This window comes from Agrobacterium sp. ES01 (genome assembly GCF_050320885.1).
Classification (GTDB): Bacteria; Pseudomonadota; Alphaproteobacteria; order Rhizobiales; family Rhizobiaceae; genus Allorhizobium.
The window spans coordinates 15,489-36,042 of record NZ_JBNQTH010000007.1 but is presented as its reverse complement, the minus strand read 5'-3'; the positions used below and the strand labels follow the sequence as shown (position 1 = coordinate 36,042).

At 55.8% G+C, this 20,554-nt stretch carries 16 protein-coding genes and 4 pseudogenes; 14 read left to right on the top strand and 6 right to left on the bottom strand.

Annotated elements, in window-relative coordinates; all coding sequences use genetic code 11:
- Positions 1-60 precede the first annotated feature (60 nt).
- Positions 61-1,635 carry an ABC transporter substrate-binding protein gene (locus ACQQ2Q_RS18290; RefSeq protein WP_428188563.1) on the bottom strand — a complete coding sequence of 525 codons (1,575 nt, stop codon included), beginning with the start codon at positions 1,633-1,635 and terminating at the stop codon, positions 61-63.
- A gap of 528 nt (positions 1,636-2,163) precedes the next feature.
- Here ACQQ2Q_RS18290 and ACQQ2Q_RS18285 point away from each other — a divergent pair.
- The gene (locus ACQQ2Q_RS18285) at positions 2,164-2,496 is read left to right on the top strand and encodes a hypothetical protein (protein WP_428188562.1); all 333 of its coding nucleotides are present in this window, start codon (positions 2,164-2,166) and stop codon (positions 2,494-2,496) included.
- Positions 2,497-2,544: 48 nt separating this feature from the next.
- On the opposite strand, the pseudogene ACQQ2Q_RS18280 reads toward ACQQ2Q_RS18285, so the two are convergent.
- Positions 2,545-2,799 (bottom strand): annotated as a pseudogene (locus ACQQ2Q_RS18280) (alpha/beta fold hydrolase); the annotation flags it as partial.
- Positions 2,800-3,422: 623 nt separating this feature from the next.
- Between ACQQ2Q_RS18280 and ACQQ2Q_RS18275 the strand changes: the two are divergent.
- Positions 3,423-3,935 (top strand): TetR/AcrR family transcriptional regulator, encoded by a 513-nt coding sequence (locus tag ACQQ2Q_RS18275; RefSeq protein WP_428188561.1) that lies wholly within the window; start codon positions 3,423-3,425, stop codon positions 3,933-3,935.
- The gene (locus ACQQ2Q_RS18270; RefSeq protein WP_428188560.1) at positions 3,932-5,074 is read left to right on the top strand and encodes an MFS transporter; all 1,143 of its coding nucleotides are present in this window, start codon (positions 3,932-3,934) and stop codon (positions 5,072-5,074) included. The genes ACQQ2Q_RS18275 and ACQQ2Q_RS18270 overlap by 4 nt, the downstream gene beginning before the upstream one ends.
- A 269-nt stretch (positions 5,075-5,343) precedes the next feature.
- Here ACQQ2Q_RS18270 and ACQQ2Q_RS18265 read toward each other — a convergent pair whose 3' ends face one another.
- Positions 5,344-6,450 (bottom strand): Fic family protein, encoded by a 1,107-nt coding sequence (locus ACQQ2Q_RS18265; RefSeq protein ID WP_428188559.1) that lies wholly within the window; start codon positions 6,448-6,450, stop codon positions 5,344-5,346.
- 310 nt (positions 6,451-6,760) lie between these two features.
- On the opposite strand from ACQQ2Q_RS18265, the pseudogene ACQQ2Q_RS18260 reads away from it, so the two are divergent.
- Positions 6,761-6,958 (top strand): annotated as a pseudogene (locus tag ACQQ2Q_RS18260) (hypothetical protein); the annotation flags it as partial.
- 396 nt (positions 6,959-7,354) lie between these two features.
- On the opposite strand, the gene ACQQ2Q_RS18255 reads toward ACQQ2Q_RS18260, so the two are convergent.
- Both ACQQ2Q_RS18255 and ACQQ2Q_RS18250 read right to left on the bottom strand, forming a co-directional pair.
- Positions 7,355-7,549 carry a hypothetical protein gene (locus ACQQ2Q_RS18255; RefSeq protein WP_428188558.1) on the bottom strand — a complete coding sequence of 65 codons (195 nt, stop codon included), beginning with the start codon at positions 7,547-7,549 and terminating at the stop codon, positions 7,355-7,357.
- Positions 7,550-7,652: 103 nt separating this feature from the next.
- Positions 7,653-8,390, bottom strand: a complete 738-nt coding sequence (locus ACQQ2Q_RS18250; RefSeq protein ID WP_428188557.1) for a TetR/AcrR family transcriptional regulator — start codon at positions 8,388-8,390, stop codon at positions 7,653-7,655.
- Between the two features lie 75 nt (positions 8,391-8,465).
- Here ACQQ2Q_RS18250 and ACQQ2Q_RS18245 point away from each other — a divergent pair, with 75 nt between their 5' ends.
- The 10 genes and pseudogenes from ACQQ2Q_RS18245 to ACQQ2Q_RS18200 all read left to right on the top strand — a co-directional run bounded on the left by ACQQ2Q_RS18245 (position 8,466) and on the right by ACQQ2Q_RS18200 (position 19,641).
- Positions 8,466-10,616 (top strand): TonB-dependent siderophore receptor, encoded by a 2,151-nt coding sequence (locus ACQQ2Q_RS18245; RefSeq protein ID WP_428188556.1) that lies wholly within the window; start codon positions 8,466-8,468, stop codon positions 10,614-10,616.
- A gap of 109 nt (positions 10,617-10,725) precedes the next feature.
- Positions 10,726-11,748, top strand: a complete 1,023-nt coding sequence (locus ACQQ2Q_RS18240) for an ABC transporter substrate-binding protein (protein ID WP_428188692.1) — start codon at positions 10,726-10,728, stop codon at positions 11,746-11,748.
- A gap of 18 nt (positions 11,749-11,766) precedes the next feature.
- Positions 11,767-12,888 (top strand): DUF2218 domain-containing protein, encoded by a 1,122-nt coding sequence (locus ACQQ2Q_RS18235; RefSeq protein WP_428188555.1) that lies wholly within the window; start codon positions 11,767-11,769, stop codon positions 12,886-12,888.
- Positions 12,889-13,037: 149 nt separating this feature from the next.
- Positions 13,038-13,148: pseudogene (locus tag ACQQ2Q_RS18230) on the top strand (IS6 family transposase); the annotation flags it as partial.
- 338 nt (positions 13,149-13,486) lie between these two features.
- Positions 13,487-14,605: an ROK family transcriptional regulator gene (locus ACQQ2Q_RS18225; protein WP_428188554.1), complete on the top strand. Its 1,119-nt coding sequence runs from the start codon at positions 13,487-13,489 to the stop codon at positions 14,603-14,605.
- Between the two features lie 16 nt (positions 14,606-14,621).
- Entirely contained in the window at positions 14,622-15,392 is a 771-nt protein-coding gene (locus ACQQ2Q_RS18220) for an ATP-binding cassette domain-containing protein (RefSeq protein WP_428188553.1), read from the top strand.
- A gap of 33 nt (positions 15,393-15,425) precedes the next feature.
- Entirely contained in the window at positions 15,426-16,466 is a 1,041-nt protein-coding gene (locus ACQQ2Q_RS18215; protein ID WP_428188552.1) for a sugar ABC transporter substrate-binding protein, read from the top strand.
- A gap of 63 nt (positions 16,467-16,529) precedes the next feature.
- Positions 16,530-17,525: an ABC transporter permease gene (locus ACQQ2Q_RS18210; protein ID WP_428188551.1), complete on the top strand. Its 996-nt coding sequence runs from the start codon at positions 16,530-16,532 to the stop codon at positions 17,523-17,525.
- A complete protein-coding gene (locus tag ACQQ2Q_RS18205; protein WP_428188550.1) occupies positions 17,522-18,292 on the top strand; it encodes an SDR family NAD(P)-dependent oxidoreductase in 771 nt (256 codons plus the stop codon). The genes ACQQ2Q_RS18210 and ACQQ2Q_RS18205 overlap by 4 nt, the downstream gene beginning before the upstream one ends.
- A 392-nt stretch (positions 18,293-18,684) precedes the next feature.
- Positions 18,685-19,641, top strand: coding sequence for an aldose epimerase family protein (locus ACQQ2Q_RS18200; protein WP_428188549.1), 957 nt, complete (start codon positions 18,685-18,687; stop codon positions 19,639-19,641).
- A gap of 204 nt (positions 19,642-19,845) precedes the next feature.
- On the opposite strand, the pseudogene ACQQ2Q_RS18195 reads toward ACQQ2Q_RS18200, so the two are convergent.
- Positions 19,846-20,537, bottom strand: a pseudogene (locus ACQQ2Q_RS18195) (IS6 family transposase).
- Positions 20,538-20,554 lie beyond the last annotated feature (17 nt).

Below are 20,554 nucleotides of genomic sequence, written 5' to 3'. Positions count from 1 at the left end.
GGAATGCGCATTCCGGACGGCGTCATTGTGAATTGGACACAGTGTTCGAAGACCGCTTTCCTATTGCGTCTTGCCTACACCAAAAAGGACTGTCTTATCAGCTGCCCAGACGTGATAATCCGTCACCTTGGGGCCTAGCGCATCAATCACCGGTTCGTAGTAGAGACCGAGGATTGGCAGGTCGGTGACCATCAGTTTGTGCAGTTGTTTGAAGATGCCTTTGCGGGTTTCGAAATCGGTGGTCTCGGTCGACGTCCTGTAAAGCGCCTCGGCCTCGGCATTCTGCCACTGACGGCTCGGTGACTTGCTCTTGTCTCCGATCAGCCGGCCATACATCTGCGAGGGATCGAGGCGGGCAGAATAACCGAAGGATTGAATCTGGAATTTGCCCGCATTGTAGTTATCGAGTTGGGCTGCCCAGTCGAGCACGTCGAGTTGGGCATTAATGCCGGCACCCTGGAGCATGGCCTGCACCATGACCGCGTTGTCATACATGCCCTGATATTTGGTATTGGTCTGGATCTTGACAGGCTCGCCCTTATAGCCGGCTTCAACCAATAGAGCCTTTGCCTTTGCCAGATCGTATGCCGGCCATTCGCTGAAGTCCTCGTCATAGAACGCGGACGCCTGGGCAACGGCGGAAGAATTATGTCCGGCAAGCCCCATGTTGCGGACCTCGGCAATCTGGTCGTAGTCGATTGCATGGGCGATTGCCTTGCGGAATTTCACGTTGCTCATCAAAGGATCAAGCGTCTGAACGAGCAATGGTGTCCAGGAGAGACCGGGCGTCGAAGCGATGGTAATCCCGCGTGACTTTGCCTCCTCCAGATGCGAGGCCTCGAAACCTGGGAGAATATCGATTTCACCAGCGTAAAGCGCTGCCTCCGCCGCGGCGGTATCGGGAATGATCTGGAATTTGACGGTGTCTACTTTTGCCGTGCGGTCTCCAGCGAACCCGGAAGCGGGCTCGCCAGACGGCCTGTAGCCTTCATAGCGGTCGAGGGTGATAGACTGGGCCTTGGTCCACGCGCCAAGCTTGAATGAACCGGATCCGATGGCGCTTCCTTCGATCCACTTGCCGTGCGCATCGACATTCTTCGGGCTCGCAATCCAGGCGTTGCACTGGATGTTGGCCAATTGCATCAAGAAGAGCGCATTTGGCTTGTTGAGAGTGAAGACAACGGTTCCTTCGTCGGGTGTGTCCACGCTTTCGACCTTCAGTCCCTTGCTACCGTCGAATTCTGAGGCACAGACCCATTCATTCGCCGGGTCGTTGCGCCATTTCCAGTTCCACAGCACGTCAGCAGATGTCACCGGCTTTCCATCATGGAAAGTAGCACCATCACGGAGTGCGAAGGTATATGTCATGCCATCGTCGGATACAGACCAGCTTTTGGCGAGCGCCGGGCCGATGGCAAGATCACCGCGAAAGGCGACCAGCGTCTCGAAGATATGATGTGTGATTGTGTCTGTGTTTGCATCGCGGTTGAAGCCGTCGAAACCACGGATGTCTGCGTTCATGCGGACCATCAGTGTCGACGCACTGGCTTGCGTCGATAACCCTGCCGTCAATGCTAACAGCAGGCCAGCTGCGGCTGGCTTCGCCCACTGGAATTGCAATCGCGTTATGTTCATGCTGTTCCCCTTTTCTATAATTTCTGAAATGGAGATTATAGATTTTTGTGATTATGAAAAGCAATAAATGCGTGCAATTTCGCCATAAGTATCTCTTTGGAACCATTTTAGGAGATAATACGCCGCCCCTTCATTGCGGAAGGCTGGCCTCGCGTGAGACGATACGCGATACCTGTTGCTCCCCGCCTTCTGGATAGTCGCCAGTCGGCCGCTTTAGGGCAGGAGATCATCGAAGTCCTGTTGGGCGCGCTTTTGCACCGCACTGCCAGATACCGCGTTGAACTTCAGAGAATGCACCATCCATTCCCGTTTCTTTATTGTTTTTAATAATTCACCCGATCAGGAAAGGGAGCGCAAATTTGCCTTCGGCTCTTGGTCGCGGATTACGTGGGTATGCCGATTGTGCGATTTTCCGAGGTTGGTCTGCTCCCTTGAGAAACAAGCTTTTAAGCGGCACATAAACCGGACATTGAAGCAGACATAAAAGCGGCAGGAGATCGCGGTGAATCTATCGGATTGATGGAGCCGATGACGATTGCCGAGGGCAGCAAACATACAGGGCCGCTTCTCGATCTGGCGATGGAGCTGACCGCGGCCTCCGCCGGATTAAAGCGCAGCCTTCCTGCCGAAATCGCCAAGGCGCTTTCTGATCTCGTGCGTTCGATGAATTGCTATTACAGCAACCTGATCGAAGGTCACGATACCCATCCGGTCGATATCGAGCGAGCGCTCAAGAATGATGATAGCGCCGATCCGCAGAAGAGAAACCTTCAGCTTGAAGCCAAGGCGCATATCGAGGTGCAGCGCTGGATCGATCATGGTGGCATAACCGGCGCGTTACGGCGCAGGATACCATTTTGAAAATCTGGCTGTGCCGGGTGACTTCTCAGTGGAATTCAACACACTATGGACTTGCTCCGACCGACCGTGGCCCCTGCGATCGTGGGCAACGACGCGATAGCCCTTCGACAGGAAGAAGAGCATCTGCGCATCCCAGTCGTCGGAACTCAGCGGCCAACCGTGGTGGAAAACGACAGGTTGGGCATCCTTTGGACCCCAGTCCTTGTAGAAAATCTCAACGCCGCCATTGGTGGTGACATAACCCATGATGTTGTCTCCTTGAGGAATATCAGTAATGAAAGATGCTGCCGGATCTGCGGCCATAGTGGGAAAGGTCAGTCTGGGAGAGGCCAGACCTGCGCCAATTGCCGAGGCTGTGATCAGCACGTCGCGGCGCCTGAGCAGCGGCCAAGATAAGGGGACATCGAGCAACTCCGTGTGGCGTGCAGGTTGCCAACGAACAAAAGACTTTTGCAGAATTGACAAGTAACCGGATGGACTGCCGGGCGATCCCGGCAGACAACACAAGCAAGCGCGTTGTCTGCCTAAGAGGTGCTACCGAAACGCTGGTGGCGCTAGTGGGCATCACCGGTAAGCTGGGTTGCAGAAGACGGAACGCTGGCTTTGCATGACGGCTGGCTCCTTGACGCAGATTCTCCAAATGGGTTTCCCAGATGGTCGAACGCTGATGAAGCCCTGATTGGGCATTCAAGATCATGTCGTCGAAGATGACAATCTTGCTTTGGCATCTGGACGCCTCACTGGTTACCAACACTGCACCTTGAGCCATTCTGTGCCACGCAGCTATCTCCACGCCGTTACGCCAAAACCTGGCGTGTTTGTCGATCGGCCATGACACGCAGTCTTCTTTTCGGGATTGAACTGTAAAACGATCACTTTACATAATTGAGATCGGCACTGACGGAGGCTGCACCATGGAACTCAAAATGAAAATGATTTCTGCCGCCGAACAACTGTTCGACCGGCACGGCTATTCGGCAACCGGGGTAGATCGCCTGACGCAAGCTGCGGACATGTCTAGCCGCACGCTATACAAGCACGCAGGCAGTAAGGCGCAGCTGATGGCGAGCGTCCTCGACGAACGGAACCGGCGCTTCATGGAGCGACTAGAGGTTGGTAGCGTGGATACACTGTTCGCGGCACTTGAAGACTGGGTGCGCGTCGAAGGCACACGCGGCTGCCTGTTTCTGCGCGCCCGTGCCGAGACCGGGGGCGATACGCCCGAGATAGCCGAGGCCGTAGCTGCGCACAAGGCGGGCTTCACGCAGCGCATCGTCGCAATCGTTGCCGTCGATCTTGGCCGGGAGGACGCAGATCTGGCCGAGCAGGTGCTTGTGCTGTTTGAAGGCGCAACCCACGCAGCGGTATACCGCGGGCGGAAGGCTGTCTCGGCTGCTCGCGCAGCCGCAGCAACGTTGCTTGAAGGTGCACGGTCATGAGTTCCGACCTTCGCATCGGCGCCCTGGGGTTTGTCATGATCGCGGTCTGCTATGGTTTCGCCCGCTTCGCCTTTGGGCTGTTTCTCCCGCAGATCGATGCCGAGTTGGAGCTGGGGTCAACAATCAGCGGCGTGATTTCGGGTGGATCCTTCACAGGCTATTGCATCGCGATCGTAGCTTCGGCCGTCTTATCGGAGAGATTGGGGGCCCGCGCCGTGGCAACCGCAGCCGCCGCAGTTGCTGCCGTTGGTATGGCAGGCATCGCGCTGGCGCCAACGCCACTGCTTCTGGCCGTCGCCGTGCTGGTGGCAGGGTCGAGTACCGGCCTTGCCTCTCCGCCCATGGCAGCGGCGGTCGAGGCTGTTGTCCGAAAAGATTGCCAGGACCTGACCAACACCGTCATAAACGCGGGCACCAGCGCGGGTGTTACACTGTCTGGTCTAGTGGCACTGGCGATGGTGGGGCAATGGCGAATAGCATTCGGTCTATTTGCGGCGATTGCCTTCCTCCTGACCCTGGCTTCGGCACGTTGGCTCCCCACGGCGCGGCGGCGCCAGGGAGCGAATGGGTCTCTCACACTAAACAAACCGCTTCTCCAGTTGATTGCGGCGTCGTTCCTGATGGGCGCGGCCAGCACGGCTGTATGGTCTTTCGGCGGCAAGATCGTGTCCGAGCAGCTGGACTGGGATGCATCCAGCACCGGCTGGCTTTGGGCTTGCCTCGGAGCGGGTGGGACCGTCGGGGCCTGTGCAGGCTCATTGGTGCGTCGTTTCGGGGTAAATCGTGTCCACCTGACGTTTCTAGGTCTGATGTCAGCGGCCATCCTTGCTGTGGGGTCGGGCACGAACATGCTCGCGCTTGCACTGGCGGGTGGAGCAATGTTCGGCACGGCCTATGTGATGCTGACCGGGGTATATTTGGTCTGGGGTGTTGGACTGCTGCCTCATAGGCCGGCGACCGGCCTGATGATCGGCTTCCTGACGATTGCAGTGGGGCAAACGTGTGGCGCACCGGTGTTTGGACTACTGATGGCGGAACAGGGTATGTCGGTTGCCATCACTGGATTCGTGGGGCTTGCATTGGTAGCGGGTCTGTTCCGTTATGACGCTGGAGGGAAATTTTCTCCCAACGGTCAATGACCTACTGTCTCACAGCGAACCGGGCAGGCTCCCAGCTTCGTGTCCGCAGTCGCGGTCCTGCCTTTGCGTCCAAATACCTGCTGCGAAATACGGGCGACCTTTCTGTGCCCGAACTGCTACCGCTAAGCTAAACCGAGCGAAGCTAAGCCTTGTGCCAATGAGTGTCTGAGGTGAATTATTTCCTGAAATTGCGAATACAGTTGAGAGGAATCGAACAGCCGTTCACCTAAATAATGACGTTAGTGAAATTCATTGCTTTGGCAGCGAATTTATTTCTGCAACGACAGCGAGTAACGGGTATGCCGACGTTCACCCGTACGCATGAGGACACCAATCTCCACGAGCTGCTGAAGGTCGCGTGTCGCAGTAGCGCGTGATGTGTTTGTGATCGAGATGTAGTTTTCTGCACTTAGGCCGCCCCTAAAGCCCGCTGTGCCTTCCTTGAAGATGCGCGCGACCACCTTTTCCTGCCGCTCGTTCAGGCGGTCTCTAAAACGGTCGTAGAATTTTGCTTTCTGAATGAAGAAATCTATGCGCTCAAGCGTTGCGCGTTGAGCATCCAGGATCGTCTCTGAAAAGAAAATAACCCAATCGGTGATATCGAGCGTGCGTTGGTGCCGCTCAAGCTCGGAATAGTAGGACTTCCGGCTCTTCTCGATCGTAAAGGCGAGGGAAATGAGGCTTGGTTGCCCAATGTTTTGTGCCAGGGATTTTTCGGCGAGCGCGCGCCCAATTCGACCGTTGCCATCTTCGAACGGATGGATGCTTTCAAAGTAAAGATGGCCTACCGCTGCACGCGTCAAAGCCGGAAGTGGCGCCTGTCCACTTGGCCTGGATTGATTGAACCAGGTGATGAAGGTCTCCATCTCAATGGCAGCCTGACGAGACGGAGGAGCCTCGAAATGGATTGTGGGCTTATCCAATCGACCCGACACGATCTGCATGGCGTCTTCATGTTTGCGGTAAGCACCAATCGTTTCAATGTATCGATTTCCGGCCATCAACATTGAGTGCCAGTGGAACAATCCCTCATGCTGCAGCGGCACCTCCCAGTTTCGATAGACATCCGCCATCATCTCGGCGATCCCCCGCTCTTGGGGACGAACCTGTCTATCATCGGCGTTGAGCCCGAACTGCCGGCGGAGTGATGACTGGACACTTACGCGGTCCAGAAACTCACCCTCGATCTCTGAGGTCTTAACCGCTTCGTCGCTTAGCAACTCAATGCGAAGTTGGTTGCTGTCATCCTCGTTGAAATGCCGAACGGCACCAATGACCTCGCCGGCGGACTGAAGGAATTTTTGCTCCAATGGTACTAGACTTGCAGCGTCGTACCTGAAATTTGGCCAGTCGGCATTCTGCCAGTTCCATTTCATGAGCTATAGCCAGCCTTTCTATAACTCATCATTATTGTCATAGATGAGCTATTGCAAGCCTATCTATCACTCAAAGCCACATCTGTAACTCTCAATCCAAGCAGCAGCGATCACAAAAGTCATCGACCTACCCTGAACATATTTTGTTAAAGCTCGCCTCATATTCCCGCTCGCCCTCGGCATTGGCGCCAAGAGAAACGGAATAAGCATGATCAAAAACGACATTTCATCACGTCATTTCCAGCGAAATATATCTGAATTCTGCGAGCTACGTATTGCACCAATCGCATCCCAGAGGATGCTGTAGAGTATCCGGCCTCACTTGGGCAGCTTGATCATCTACCGGAAATCGCCACCGCTCCTGAACGGCCATATCGACTGGACGGCGATTGGTAAGGCCTGTGGGCTCGAAGCCGAGTTCACGGCGGAACTGAAAAAGCTGCTCCGGCCAGGCCTGGATGCAATCATCCGATGGCTCGGCACTCCACCGGCCATGGAACAACGACGTGGCTTCCACACAAAATGGGAAGAAGACATACTCATGGTAGCCCAAGCCCTTTCGCGCGCCGATGTCCTTCTGCAACACTACGGTCGCTTCTTGCCACAGGACAAGGCAGCTCTGGCTGCAAAAATCCTCAATCAGGTTTGGGAGGCTACGTAGGCTCGAATGGCATGCTCGGCTTGGATGCTTGGCTCAGCCTACGTCCGAGCCGACATCGTCGTTTCGCCTTTAAGGGACTCGAACCTGCGAGCCGTTAGGACCCTGACTTGATCGCTTTGAAACCAGCTAGGTGGAGCGAACACTTAGCCAGCACAGAATAGCTGTTGGGGGGCGTCAGCGGATCGTCCGCCGTAGGATACCAAGCCGGGAAAGGCGACAGAAACGACACCTCACCCGACGATTTCAAACAGCTAGGAATCCGCCATCCACCATGAGCGCTTCGACTTCCGAGAAGATACTCTCGCTCGACGCCAGAGGCAGAACGGCGATGGTGACCTCTTCAGTCTCCGGAGCCTGCCGAACGCAGTAGCCTTCGTTAAATTGCTCGGCTCCATCATTGTTTTGCAGGTCGGTCGCCTTTGCAGGCGCGAGGAGCATTCCCGGCGAACCAGGCTTGAACGAATGCTTCGGCGTCTCAGGTCAGTCGTCCAAGTCCCTGCTACCGACCGGATAAAGGCGCAGTCCACAGCGGAGAGCCAGCCTAAGATTCGGTCTGGGGCGTTACTCCCCTGAGGAGCCAATCCCACGCCCGGTCGAAGTGCGCATCCACAGCCTCCCTGGTGTCGAAGTCGGCGCTACCCATCATTGCCGATGACGTGGGCAGCGCGACCAGACAGTGGATCAAATGGCTGGCGATCGTGTCTGCTTCGCCATCGGCAATCATTCCGGCATTTTGCGCCTCGCTGACTGCTTGGACCAATCGGCCCATGATCGGATCTGGTTGGGGCGGGATCGGCGCATTCTTTTCGAACACGACGGCTTCGCTGAACGTGATGCGCTTCAAAGCGACCAGATCGGGCTCCATGTTGATGTGCAGGAGTTCGCGCGAAAGAGACTGCAGGCGCTCTAGTGCATCTCCTTCCATGGCTGGCAAATCGTCAAGTCGTGCCACCGCGCGCTTGTGCGCGTGCTCAACAACTGCCTCGAACAAAGCAACCTTCGAGGGAAAGCGTCTGTAGACCGTATCCTTTCCCGCCCCGCATTGCGACGCGACCTGTTCCATCGAGGTGCCAGCAAAACCTCGGCTGGCGAACAGCAACGTCGCTGCCCCTATGATCCTTTCGGCCGCCGCATTCTGCATTTCCTTCGAGGGTCGGCCTGATCTCACGAGCATCTCCGATTTCCGCAATGCCATTGTTTCTCCCTTGCCGTTTTCCCGGCCACCTCTTTGGAGTTGGTCGCCGGACTTGCCAACAAAAAAGTTGACAATAGTAATCATCTTATCTGGACAGGACGGTCCCGTTTGATTTATTAGCCTACCAGATCCTGCAAGCTACGACCATGGGGGCGTTTCGTGAAGCACAGCATTTCCCTAAAACAGATACTGACGGCATCGACCTTTCTCCTCGTTGTCAACCAAGCCTGGGCACAAGACGAAAGCACACAACTGGCGCCTATCCGCGTGTATGGCAACGCCACCATTGACGACACGTCCGGCAGCGTTGTCGTCAAATCGGCACGATCGGCCACCAAGACCGTCACGCCCGTGGCAGAGACACCGCAATCCATAACGACCATCACGCGCAAGCAGATCGACGACCAGAACCCGCAAACGGTCAGCGAGGCGCTGCGATATACCGCAGGCGTTCTCTCCGATCGGGATTCGAATTCGCGCTATGATTCGGTCTTTCTCCGTGGCTTCGGCGCATTCGGCACCGCTACGAGTTATGTCAGCTATCTCGATGGCCTGAAGGTGCAGCGAGGGCAGGCTTTTGCCACGCCGTCCATCGATCCATTTTTCCTGGATCATGTGGACGTCCTGAAAGGGCCCTCTGCCCTTCTCTATGGCCAGATCAGCCCCGGCGGCCTCGTCAATCAGGTTAGCCGCGAGCCGTCCGACGTCCAATTGAACGAAGTGCGGCTTGAGGCGGGATCGGACGGGCGGGTTCAGAGCGGATTTTACTCCACCGGACCTGTCACCTCGGATGGGACTTTGCAGTACGGGCTTGGGATCATCGGCCGGTCCTCGGGCACGCGCTATGACGATGTCAACGAGCAGCGCCTCGGCGTGATGCCCTCGCTGAAGTGGCAGCCGGACGCAGACACGTCGCTGGTGATCTCCGGCTATTATCAACGGGATCCGGAAGGTGGCTATTTTAATTCGCTGTATCCGAAGTTTCTGGCGCCTGCAGGCTATGCGGGTTTCTTGGGACGCGATCTCAATGTTGGTGATCCAAACTATGACGCTTTCGAGCGCACCCAATACGGCGTTGGCTACAGGTTCGAGCACAGTTTCAATGAACAGGTGACTGTACGCTCGAACTTCCGCTATTCCGGCGTTGAAACTGACATGCAATCGCTCCAGATGAACGGCCCGATGTCGGCGAGCGGTCTTATCCCTCGCTGGGCTGTGCATTCCATTGAAGATGCGAATGGTTTTTCGTTAGATAATCAGGCCGAGTTCAACTTCGACACGGGCGCCGTCGGTCACACGCTGCTTGCAGGCTTGGACATCCAGCGTTCCAGCAGCAGTTGGGAATATATGCTGGGCGGCGCAACATCGCTTGATGTCACCAATCCTGTTTATGGTCAGCCGGTCGGCCCGTTCATGACCGCAATCGACAGCGATCAGACACTTCGCCAGACGGGGATCTACGTTCAGGACCAGATAGACATCGGCAACCTGCGAGGTGTCTTCGGCGTCCGGCACGACTGGGCAAACCAGGATACGGACAATCGCCTCACCGGCACGTCGACCGCGCGATCCGACAGCGCGACGAGCTATCGAGCGGGCCTGCTTTATCTATTCGATAACGGCATAGCGCCCTATGTCAGCTACTCTACCTCATTTGAGCCGACGACCAGTCTGGGAGCGGACGGCAATCCGTTGAGACCGACGGAAGCGCAACAATACGAGGTGGGTATCAAATATCAGCCAACAGGGCTGGATGCCATCTTTACCCTATCCGCCTTCGACATCCGCCAACAGAACGTCGTTTATTACAATGCTTCAACCGGATTCAACGAACAGCAGGGTGAGATCCATTCGCGCGGCGTGGAATTCGAAGCCAGAGGAAATGTGACCAGCAATCTTGAACTGATTGCGGCCGCATCCCTGCTCGACACGGAAGTTTCCAAATCCGGCATCGCGTCGATCATTGGCAACCGTCCACAGGCCGTGCCGCGCTACTACGGTTCGCTCTGGGCAAATTACACCATCGACACCGGCGCGCTGGAAGGTTTGAGCATTGGCGGGGGCGCACGCTTTGTCGGCTCCAGCTACAGCAATGACGCAAATACGGTGAAGGCGGAGGGCTACACGCTACTGGACGCAGCACTGCGCTACGATTTTGGCGCGAAGAACCCAAGCCTGAAAGGGCTTCAGGCAACGCTCAATGTCACCAATCTGCTCGACAAGGAGTACTATTCCTCCTGCAGTTCCGAATATTATTGCCAGTACGGCAACGGCCGCGTGGTCCTGGCCGGCCTGAGATACAAGTGGTGAGGCGGCGGTGACTTTCACAAGACGTCGATTTTGCACCTCCGTCGCCGCCGGCATCCTCTCTGGGTTCAGGCCCGTGGCGGCGGAGGGGCAACCACTAACAGTGACGGACATGGTTGGGCGCGAGGTGCGACTTCCCGCACTGCCAAGACGGATCATACTTCTTGAGGCGCATGATCTCCTGACAATGTCCCTCCTGCATGCAGACCCCGCCTCGCTCGTCGTCGGCTGGGCGGCTGTCGATCGGATCGACAGCGAGTGGCTGCAGGAGCGCCTGACCAACGGCCAAGGGATCAGCACCGTCGGCAAGCAATCTCCCGAGACAGTTTCCCTGGAAGGGCTGATCGCCCTGGCACCTGATCTCGTTGTCACGACCACCTTCATGACGCCCCAGGGTGACGCCGATCCACTGGTGGAAAGGCTGAAGCAACTTAGCATTCCCGTGGTCCTCAGTGACGCATCGAGCAATACCATTGCCGGCGCGCAAACAGCCGATCCTGTTACTGAACTAAGGCGTTCACTGAACATGTGGGGTGTACTTCTCGGCGCATCGGCAAAGGCGAATGCATTCATTGCCTTTTATGAACGAGAATTGGCAGGGATAACAGGACGCCTTGAAGGCACGAAACCCGTCACGACCTATCTGGAGGTCCAGTCGACCGTTGACGACTGCTGCTGGGCAGCGGGGCGACGGATCTGGGGCGATCTATTGGCGCTGGCCGGCGGACAACCCTTGCCAGGCGTGACCGCGCCCTGGTTTGAAAAGCTCTCGCTCGAATATCTGCTGTCCACCCCACACGACGTCTACATCGCCTCCGGCGGTGGATGGGCATCGGGAAGCCGGCCCGCGATCGGACCTGGCATCGACCCCGCCCTCGGACGGCAAGGTTTGCAGCGCTTGGTAGATGGCAGACCTGCCTTCAATCATCTGGCCAGCGTGCGCGCAAAGCGGGTTTACGGGATATGGACCGGGCTGATCACCAATCTTCCGCTCAACATCCTCTTCGTAGCCCAGGCCGCAAAATGGCTGCACCCCGAACAATGTGTCGACCTCGACCCTGCGGCCATCCTCGGTCACATCAATCGAGAGTTCGCGGCATTCCCCATTCAAGGACCGTTATGGGCCTCGATCTGAGTTCAAGGAGGCATCCGGATGTCACTGATCATCAACAAGCAATATCGCGCAAGCGCCATGGTGCAGTTTGCAAACATCAGCGAATACGTCGAGCCGATCGTGGAGTCGATCGCGACCCACGACATGACAGTTGAAGAAGCCGATGGTGTTCATCATATCCGCTCACCGTTCGGCACCGCCACGTTCGAAGCGACCGGAAACGGCTTCAGGCTCACGGCCGAAGCCCCAGACGCAGGCGGTCTCAATCGGCTGAAGCATGCGCTCGTCGGACCAATCGGCTTCATCGCCGCCCGTGAAAAGCTGGAAATCCAGTGGCAAGGGGATCATGCCGAACCGGCCCTACCCGCGGATCTACGCATCCTGCATGTGAAATCCGTCGAAGACATTGCTCCCCGCTTCCGCCGCATCGTGTTCCGGGGGGAGAACCTCGAGCGTTATGATCGCGAAGACCAGCTCCACTGTCGACTCATCTTCCAACCGCGCGGCATGACCGAACCGCGATGGCCGATGCTCGACCATCGCGGCCATGTCGTCTGGCCCGATGACAAAGCCGTTCCGACACGCGTCTACACGATCCGGCATATCGATGCCTCAGCTCAAGAAATCACGATCGACTTTGCCCTTCACGCTGAGCCCGGTCCGGCAACTCGCTGGGCCATAGACGCGCGGCCCGGCGATCTTGCCGGCATCCTCGGTCCGGCCGCCAATGGTCCCAAATCCGCGGCGTTCTACGTCCTGGTCGGGGATGAAACCGCTTTGCCGGGCATTGCACGGGTCCTGGAAAACCTGCCCGTCACCGCGACCGGCCATGTGTTCATCGAGGTGGACACGGAAACAGACGAGATACCACTTCACTGTCCTGCGGGCATGGCAATCGTCTGGCTGCATCGCATGGGCGCTGACGCCGGCACGACGACGTTGCTGGTGGATGCAATACGCTCAGTAAAATGGCCTGAGACGCTCGATAAGGTCTTTGTCTGGGGCGGATGTGAGCACCGGACGTTCAGTGCTATTCATCGGCACCTGAAAAAGGACATCGGGCTTTCCCGCGATCGCTTCGTGCTCTACTCGCACTGGTACAAGCACCTCAGCGAAGAAGAAATCATCGCCACCGGAGCGGACGCATATCTGCCGCAGTGAAGGCCACAACGGCTCTTTTATCGTCTTGATGGAACTGGAATCGACGCCCAGCTTATTTTTGCTTCGCTTTCGGTCCATCCCTGCATTCGAAACACACACTTAGCTGAGCCGCTTGCATTGCTGCATCGAGATTATCAGCGATGGTCGTCGACCTAGTCGCCAACTTATTCCACATCCCGCGCCACGACATTTCTTCCAAACATTATCGCCAATTGCGTTCAGCCGCGATGAAGCTGTGGCCGAAAATCACCCGCGCATGAGCGGCGAAATAGGCTGGGCCACTGCCTGCCCGCCTTGCCGTTAAGTTTACGATGCCCGGCAATCATTTCCCCTGGAAATCAAGGCCGACGATAAAGAGAAACACGAGTACACCTGGTCTTGCAGGATGCTGACGCATGGCCTCCGTTTTCCAACAAAAATCGAATCTGACGGGACGAGCGTCGAACGACTTGGTTTTTCGGCGGCTGGGAATGCGAGGACGGAGTTGGATTCTACTTTGAATAATTTTTGCGACAGGTCCGGTCACGGATCTATTTATGAAAACCATTTGACGAAATAAATAACTCATGCAATTCTGCCGCAGTCAGGAGAAAACGAAATGGCATTGCGCGGCGCGAACCAAGAGTCTGGGAAACCATTTAATCGACGGATTGTGCTTGAATCGATTCGTCTTCACGGACCCACGACGCGCAATGAGATAGCCCGTCGTGTTGGACTCACAGTCCAGACTGTCTCCACGATTGTTCGTGAACTCGAAGAACAGGGCCTTACACTTTCAGTACGTGAGGAACCTAAGGGCCGCGGCATTCCGCCTTCTAAGCTGACTATCAATCCAGAGGGCGGCCACGCAGTAGGAATTCACCTGACGCCACTCAGCATTGAAGCCGCACTGGTGAACCTGCGCGGCGACGTGGTGATCAGCCGCCAGCGCGACACCTCAGACCCCAAACCCGATGAAGCTTTTGCCATAATCAGTGACATGGTCGCCGAGTTGAAGCGCAGCCCACTGTGTGGCCGACTGCTTGGCGCGGGGCTCGCATTGCCGGGTCCGTTCGACGTCGAATCCATGAGTTTCGTTGGTTCAACGACCATGACGGGCTGGAAGAACGTTGATATTGGCGAGCGCCTCGCTGAGGCGACGGATCTGCCTGTATTCTTCGAGAACGATATGGCAGCGGCAGCCCTGGGGGAGCAGCTCTACGGCCTAGGACAGCAATTCTCGGATTACTACTACATGTTTTTCGGTGTCGGCCTTGGTGGCGCCATGATGAACGATGGCGTGGTGATGGCCGGAGCGTGGGGCAATGCAGGCGAAATCGGCCATATACCCGCCGTCCCGGACGGTGAGCCATGCCCCTGCGGAAATCGCGGCTGCCTCGAAAGATATCTGTCGCTTGATGCTTACAGAAGGCGAGGTCTTTCCGAGGTTGCCTGGGTCGCTGAGGTTGCTCCGATGTTTCGCCATGCAATTCGCACCGTCGAAAATCTCTTTGATCCGCAGACCGTCGTGCTTGGTGGTTTGGCGCCGCAATCGCTTATCGAGCAACTGACGACTCTTGCCACTGGACTCGACAACTCTGTTTCGGCGCGCGCCAACCGGACGAGTCCACGCGTTATCGCCGCCAGGGATTGCCAGCATTCCGCGCTGCGCGGCGCTGCTGCGCTCGCTGTCTACGGCGTCATGTCGCCGCGTCACGGCCAAATGTTTGAAACATAAAAAAAGGGAACAAAAAATGAACGAAGAGCTACTCGCCCTGGATAATATCCGCATGAGTTTCGGTGCGATTGAAGCCCTCAAAGGCATCAGTTTTTCGATTGGAAAAGGCGAAGTCGTCGCGCTTTTGGGAGATAATGGCGCCGGAAAATCGACCTTGGTCAAAATCATCTCAGGTGGTCAGCAGCCAACATCCGGCCGTATGTTTTTCGAAAACAAGGAGTACCAGGCAAAGACGCCTTCCGAAGCCAAGGCCGCCGGCATCGAAACTGTCTATCAGGACTTGTCCTTGTGCACCAATATCGACGTGGTCGGCAACTTCTTCATGGGACGCGAGATCACCCGCAAGATTGCGGGCATTCCCTTTCTGGACGAACGGGCGATGGAGGAGGTCACCAGCAAGGCACTGTCCGATGCCGGCACACGCATTCCCTCGATGCGCGGAAAGGTTGAGCATCTGTCCGGTGGTCAGCGACAGGCCATTGAGCTCAATCGCTTTGTACATTGGGGCGGCAAGCTCATTCTGCTTGATGAGCCCTTTGCAGCCCTTGGCGTTGAACAGACCCGTCGCGGGCTGGAGATGATCCGGCACGTTGCCAATCAGGGCATCGGGGTCATCATCATTACACACATCATGCAGCAGGCGTTTCAGGTCGCCGACCGAATCGTCGTCATCCGCCAGGGCGTTGTTGCCGGCGATGTCGAATGCAGCAAAACAAATGCAGATTCAGTGATCGAAATGATCACCGGACAATCACTCGCCGGGGCCGGACCGGCGAGCCAAGAATGAATAGGGAACCGGCGTAAACTGGAGAGAATGAAAATGAGACGAATAATGCTATTCGTGCTGGGCAGTTTGATGCTCGGCCTTGCTATCATCACGCCCGCGGCCGCCCAGACAAAGGGACTGGTTTATTACCTTGTGCCAACGCTCAATGACGAATTCCAGACCGGTTCGGTCAGTGCATTGGAAATGTTTTTGAAGCAAGTCGGTTACGAGATGAAGGCGCTCAATGCCGACAACAAGACCGAAATCCAGCAATCGCAAATGAACGATGTCATTGCGCTCAAGCCGGCTGCCATCATTCTTGCGGCTGTTGATTTCAACGCGCTGAAACCATCCATCGAAAAGGCCCGGGCCGCGGGCATCCCGGTCGTTGAATTTGACCGTCAGATCACTTCGACACCGTCCGACTTCACGTCAGTCGCTGGTACGATCGAAATCGGCCATATTGCTGCCGCTGAGGCTGAAAAAATGCTGGCGACCAAATATGGCTCTGTAAAGGGCAAGGTCTTGCAGGTTCTTGGCGACCCGGGCGACCCTTACACACTCGACATCCAGAAGGGTTTCGAGGAAAAAATGAAGGCATTCCCAGACGTTACGATCATCTCGTTACCAGCCTTGCAGTGGGAAGCCAGCAATGCCGGAACGATCGTCTCCGACCAGATGCTGTCTAATCCTGATATTGATCTCATCTTCCTGCATGCAGCGAGTCTTTCGGTTGCTGCCACAGCCTCTCTTGAAGCCGCTGGCAAACAACCAGGCGAAGTCATGATGATGAGCTCGAACGGCGCACCCGTGGGTCTCGACCTCATACGCAGGGGGTGGCTGAATGTCGAAGTGGAACAGCCCCTTTATGCACAGGCTGCCGCGATTGCCATGTTCATGGATAAGATCGTCGGAAAGCAGGAAATCAAGGCTGGTGAGTATGACGTCATTGGTTTGAAGGGTGTTTTGACAAACGAAACCTGGGGTCCGAACATCCAGATCCCTGGCTCTGCAATCACCAAGGAAAATGTCGACGATCCAGCTTTCTGGGGCAACCAGAAGCCGCCGGCAGGCACCATCAAATCCGTCGAGTAGGCGGCTCTTCCTTCCGGGGTCACAAGGCCCCGGTCTTCTCCTCCTCCAACTTGGATTTGCCGTATGTCCCCTGGAAAACGCAAAACTCTTGAATTCATCCTCAACAATCTTGTCTGGTTCATGCTCATTGTTGTGCTTGCACTGTTCTCAGCTTTGATTCCAAACTATTTCCAACTCGGCATCTTCGCCAACATCATCGAAGCTTCGAGCGTGCTCGGTGTGATGTCGATCGGCCTCGCCATTGTGATTATCACTGGGCATATGGACCTCTCGGTCGAATCCGTTGCTGCATTGGCGGCGATGGCCGTGAGTATCCTGTTTTGTTCTGCAGGCATTGGTCTTGGGATCGAGCTTAACCCCGCATGGTTGATGATCCCTGCCTCTTTGCTTGCGGCATGTGCCATCGGCGGTTTGATCGGCCTGCTCAACGGCTTTCTTGTTGTCAGGCTGAAGATGAGCGCTTTCATTATTACCTTGGCGTCCTTCATATGGGTGCGTGGCCTCGTGCTGGCCGTCTCCGGCGGACGGTCTGCTCAGGATCTGGCTCCGGCCATCCGTTGGTTTGCGATTGAGCGCATTTTCGGCATCCCGCTGTCGGCATGGGTTGCCATTGCTTGCTTCCTCATATTCTCGATCATGATGCAGAAGACGCCCTTCGGTCGGCACCTGATGATGATAGGCGGCAATGAAACGGCAACCTTCCGTGCAGGCATTCGCGTCAACCGCTATCTGATTATTGCCTTTGTCATGGCGGGTGCCATTGCCGGACTTGCCGGTTGGCTGCTTGCGGTGCGCACATCGGGTGCGACGGCCAATCTCGGCGTCGGGTTGCTGTTCAATGCCTTTGCTGCGGTGGTGATCGGCGGCGTCAGTCTTAAAGGCGGGGTGGGCGCTCTGCCGGGCGTTTACGCTGGGGTACTACTACTCTCATCCATCAACACAGCAATCAATCTAATGGGCCTGCCGGCAACCTATACCCAAGTCATCCATGGTCTTCTGGTGCTTGCAGCCGTTCTTCTCGATACATTCAAACAAAGGCTCCGCCAGAGGCTCGCATGACAGACCGACTAAAAGACAATGTAGCGTTGATCATTGGCGCTTCCCGTGGCATCGGCAAGGCAGTTGCACTACGCTTCAAGGAAGAGGGTGCTACCGTTGTTATCGCCGATCACGAGAAAGAGGCGGGACAGGCTGCGGCCGAACAAATCGGTGTTGATTTCGTGCATACCGATATCTCGAAAATGGACGACGCGATCGCGGCGGTCAATTTTGTTCTCGAACGTCACGGTCGGCTCAATACCATCGTTCAAAATGCCGGCATATATCCTTGGCAACTGATCGAAGATACCTCACCGGATGACTGGGACCGGGTAATGGCAATCAACCTGCGCGGCTGCTTCAACGCCGCTCGTGCAGCCCTGACTCCAATGAAAAAGCAGGGGTTTGGACGTATTCTTTTTACGTCCTCTATTACCGGTCCGCATGTGACCAGTCCGGGTCATGGACATTATGCCGCCAGCAAGGCCGGCATTAATGGATTTATCCGTTCGGCGGCGTTGGAATTTTCATCCTATGGCATCAATGTCAACGGCGTCGAGCCTGGCAACATCTTAACCGAAGCGATACAACTCCACCGCAGCGCCGCTTTTATTGAAAATATGGAAGTGGCCATACCGCTCGGGCGTCTCGGTTCGCCCCGCGATGTCGCCAATGCATTCCTATACTTGGCGTCTGAGGATGCCAGTTATGTGACGGGAACAACAATTGTGGTCGACGGGGGACAATTGTTACCCGAAGGCGCTGACTTCAGGCTCCTACCCCCCTGACTCCAGGGCGCATTTTTGGTCCATCAAGTACAGTATAACGTGGACGGTAGGATGCACCGTCCACGTCTTTGCATCTCCGCAGGGACTAATCATCGAACAAGCGTTCACGCAGACACCTCAAGTCAGGCATCAGTATCGCAATGGGTATTTGGACGAAGCACGTGGAGTTGATTGGTGAGCTTTACACACCGGTCGCCAGGTAGAATAAATCGCGCAATCTCGATGCCCGCACCTCAATACAATTCTATAAAGCTTAATGATTTTATGCTTTCAAAATAACAACTTATCATTCAATCGAATGCCCGACATTTAGAGAAGAACAATTGGGTTAATGACGGGCAAAATACGTAAGAACATTGAGTCGACTAAGAAAATCATGAAGGAAAACGGCGATGGAAAATGACACAAGCATACTACTTGGAAGCTCCAATGGACTCCGCGCCGAATTCGCTCAATGTGGTGCTCGCCTTTTGCGGCTCGACATTCCATCTAGTAAAGGCGGCAGCACCCAAGTTGTTATGGGTAGCGCAAGTGCAAGCACACAACCGAAAGGCGATACATGGGCTGGCACAATCTGCGGACGCTTTGCCAACCGCATCGCCAACGCTACCTTTGTACTCGACGGCATCCGCTACACACTGCCTGCGAACCACGGGACAAGCGCGTTGCATGGGGGCCCGAAAAGCTTCGCACTGAGAGACTGGGCCGTTGAAGCCGCAGATGACAGCCTGACCTTTCGTCTGACATCACCTGATGGTGAGATGGGCTATCCGGGCAAGATGGATGTTTCTGCAACCTATGGAATTTCGGAAACGACACTCTGGCTGGACATGATCGCCACCACAGACAAGACCACCATCATCAATCTCACCCATCACGCCTATTGGAACCTGAAGGGTGGAGGCAACGTTCTGGACCACGAGATAGAGATCCCCGCATCGCGCTATTCGGCTGTCGACGAGCGATTGATCCCTTTGGGGGCGCCTGAAGACGTGGCCGAAACGATTTTCGACTTTCGGACAATGCGGCCAATCGCAATTCCATACGATCACAGTTTTTGTCTGGACGCGGGACGCGGCAGTCTGCATCTGGCTGCCCGGGTGCGCGAGCCGCGAAGCGGGCGAAGTATGGAAGTGTGGACAACAGAGCCAGCCATACAGCTCTATACTGCCAACCACTTTTCCGACGCACTTATTGCCCCACACTCTGAAATGATCGAAAACGGAGCGATTGCGCTGGAACCCCAGACATATCCCAACGCCCCAAATGAACCGTCTTATCCCAGTGCCGTGTTGTCGCCGGGCGAAGTCTATCACCACCGCATTGAGTGGCGTTTCTCAGGATTTTGATCTTTGCACACCACCAGTCTAGTGGGGCGATGTGTTTTATCATGTCGGGCGGCGTGGGAATACGGCCCTTTGAAATCGAGTTTGGATAAGCGTTTCAGCTTTTCGGCGATGGTATCGAGAACCATCGTCCGGGACCCGTCAAATCGGAGGGGCGTGTCGCATAAATTGACGGAGCGCGCTATTATCCCCTGAGCATCTTCATTTTTACGCCCTGTTACCCATTTGCAGTCCGAAGATGTGCAAGGAAATCGTTCTGATCGTTTGCAGTCAGGCGACCGGAACAACCACAGCCTTTCCTGAACCACAGCATCGCCTAGAAACCGGCAATCGCTCGCGGCGCCGCGTTGAAAGATGAGAAGCCACCGATCCTTGGCATGTTCTTCTTGATCCGGAAATGATCACTTTCTATGCCCTGCTGGAGGTACCTGGTAACATAGAGGACGGGATCGGGACGTGGAAGCCCATGAACAACAGACGTTTTGATCGTTGATGGAAAGGTGTTGCCCTGTTCGATCCGATCCTGTTCGGCGACAACAAGGGTTCGTCCTTCAGCATCTTGCGGAAGAACCGCATGGCGGCATCGGGACCGCGTTTTGAGGTCAGCAGGAAGTCGACGGGATTTCCGCGCTTGTCGATTGCGCGATACACGTATCGCCACTTGTCGCGGATCTTGATGTAGGTCTCATCGACGCGTAGGCCAGAACCCAGCGGTTGATCGTGCTGTGGTCGAACTCGAAACTCCGTTCCTTGAACATTTCATCAAGATCTGGATATCTCAAAGGTTCGCGCAGCTACGACGACACTTTCTGAGTCATCAGCCATGCCACGAATGGCTTTCGTTCGAGATCGTGTTTCGCCTGGCGGTTTAGCTTCTCGACAATGGCATTCAGAACCATTGCTCGCTCTGCCACTT

Bases quoted from the DNA above. Each gene is read 5' to 3' on its own strand.
- ACQQ2Q_RS18290 (WP_428188563.1), bottom strand. From the start codon at position 1,635: ATGAACATAACGCGATTGCAATTCCAGTGGGCGAAGCCAGCCGCAGCT.
- ACQQ2Q_RS18285 (WP_428188562.1), top strand. From the start codon at position 2,164: ATGACGATTGCCGAGGGCAGCAAACATACAGGGCCGCTTCTCGATCTG.
- ACQQ2Q_RS18275 (WP_428188561.1), top strand. From the start codon at position 3,423: ATGAAAATGATTTCTGCCGCCGAACAACTGTTCGACCGGCACGGCTAT.
- ACQQ2Q_RS18270 (WP_428188560.1), top strand. From the start codon at position 3,932: ATGAGTTCCGACCTTCGCATCGGCGCCCTGGGGTTTGTCATGATCGCG.
- ACQQ2Q_RS18265 (WP_428188559.1), bottom strand. From the start codon at position 6,450: ATGAAATGGAACTGGCAGAATGCCGACTGGCCAAATTTCAGGTACGAC.
- ACQQ2Q_RS18255 (WP_428188558.1), bottom strand. From the start codon at position 7,549: ATGCTCCTCGCGCCTGCAAAGGCGACCGACCTGCAAAACAATGATGGA.
- ACQQ2Q_RS18250 (WP_428188557.1), bottom strand. From the start codon at position 8,390: ATGATTACTATTGTCAACTTTTTTGTTGGCAAGTCCGGCGACCAACTC.
- ACQQ2Q_RS18240 (WP_428188692.1), top strand. From the start codon at position 10,726: ATGGTTGGGCGCGAGGTGCGACTTCCCGCACTGCCAAGACGGATCATA.
- ACQQ2Q_RS18235 (WP_428188555.1), top strand. From the start codon at position 11,767: ATGTCACTGATCATCAACAAGCAATATCGCGCAAGCGCCATGGTGCAG.
- ACQQ2Q_RS18225 (WP_428188554.1), top strand. From the start codon at position 13,487: ATGGCATTGCGCGGCGCGAACCAAGAGTCTGGGAAACCATTTAATCGA.
- ACQQ2Q_RS18220 (WP_428188553.1), top strand. From the start codon at position 14,622: ATGAACGAAGAGCTACTCGCCCTGGATAATATCCGCATGAGTTTCGGT.
- ACQQ2Q_RS18215 (WP_428188552.1), top strand. From the start codon at position 15,426: ATGAGACGAATAATGCTATTCGTGCTGGGCAGTTTGATGCTCGGCCTT.
- ACQQ2Q_RS18210 (WP_428188551.1), top strand. From the start codon at position 16,530: ATGTCCCCTGGAAAACGCAAAACTCTTGAATTCATCCTCAACAATCTT.
- ACQQ2Q_RS18205 (WP_428188550.1), top strand. From the start codon at position 17,522: ATGACAGACCGACTAAAAGACAATGTAGCGTTGATCATTGGCGCTTCC.
- ACQQ2Q_RS18200 (WP_428188549.1), top strand. From the start codon at position 18,685: ATGGAAAATGACACAAGCATACTACTTGGAAGCTCCAATGGACTCCGC.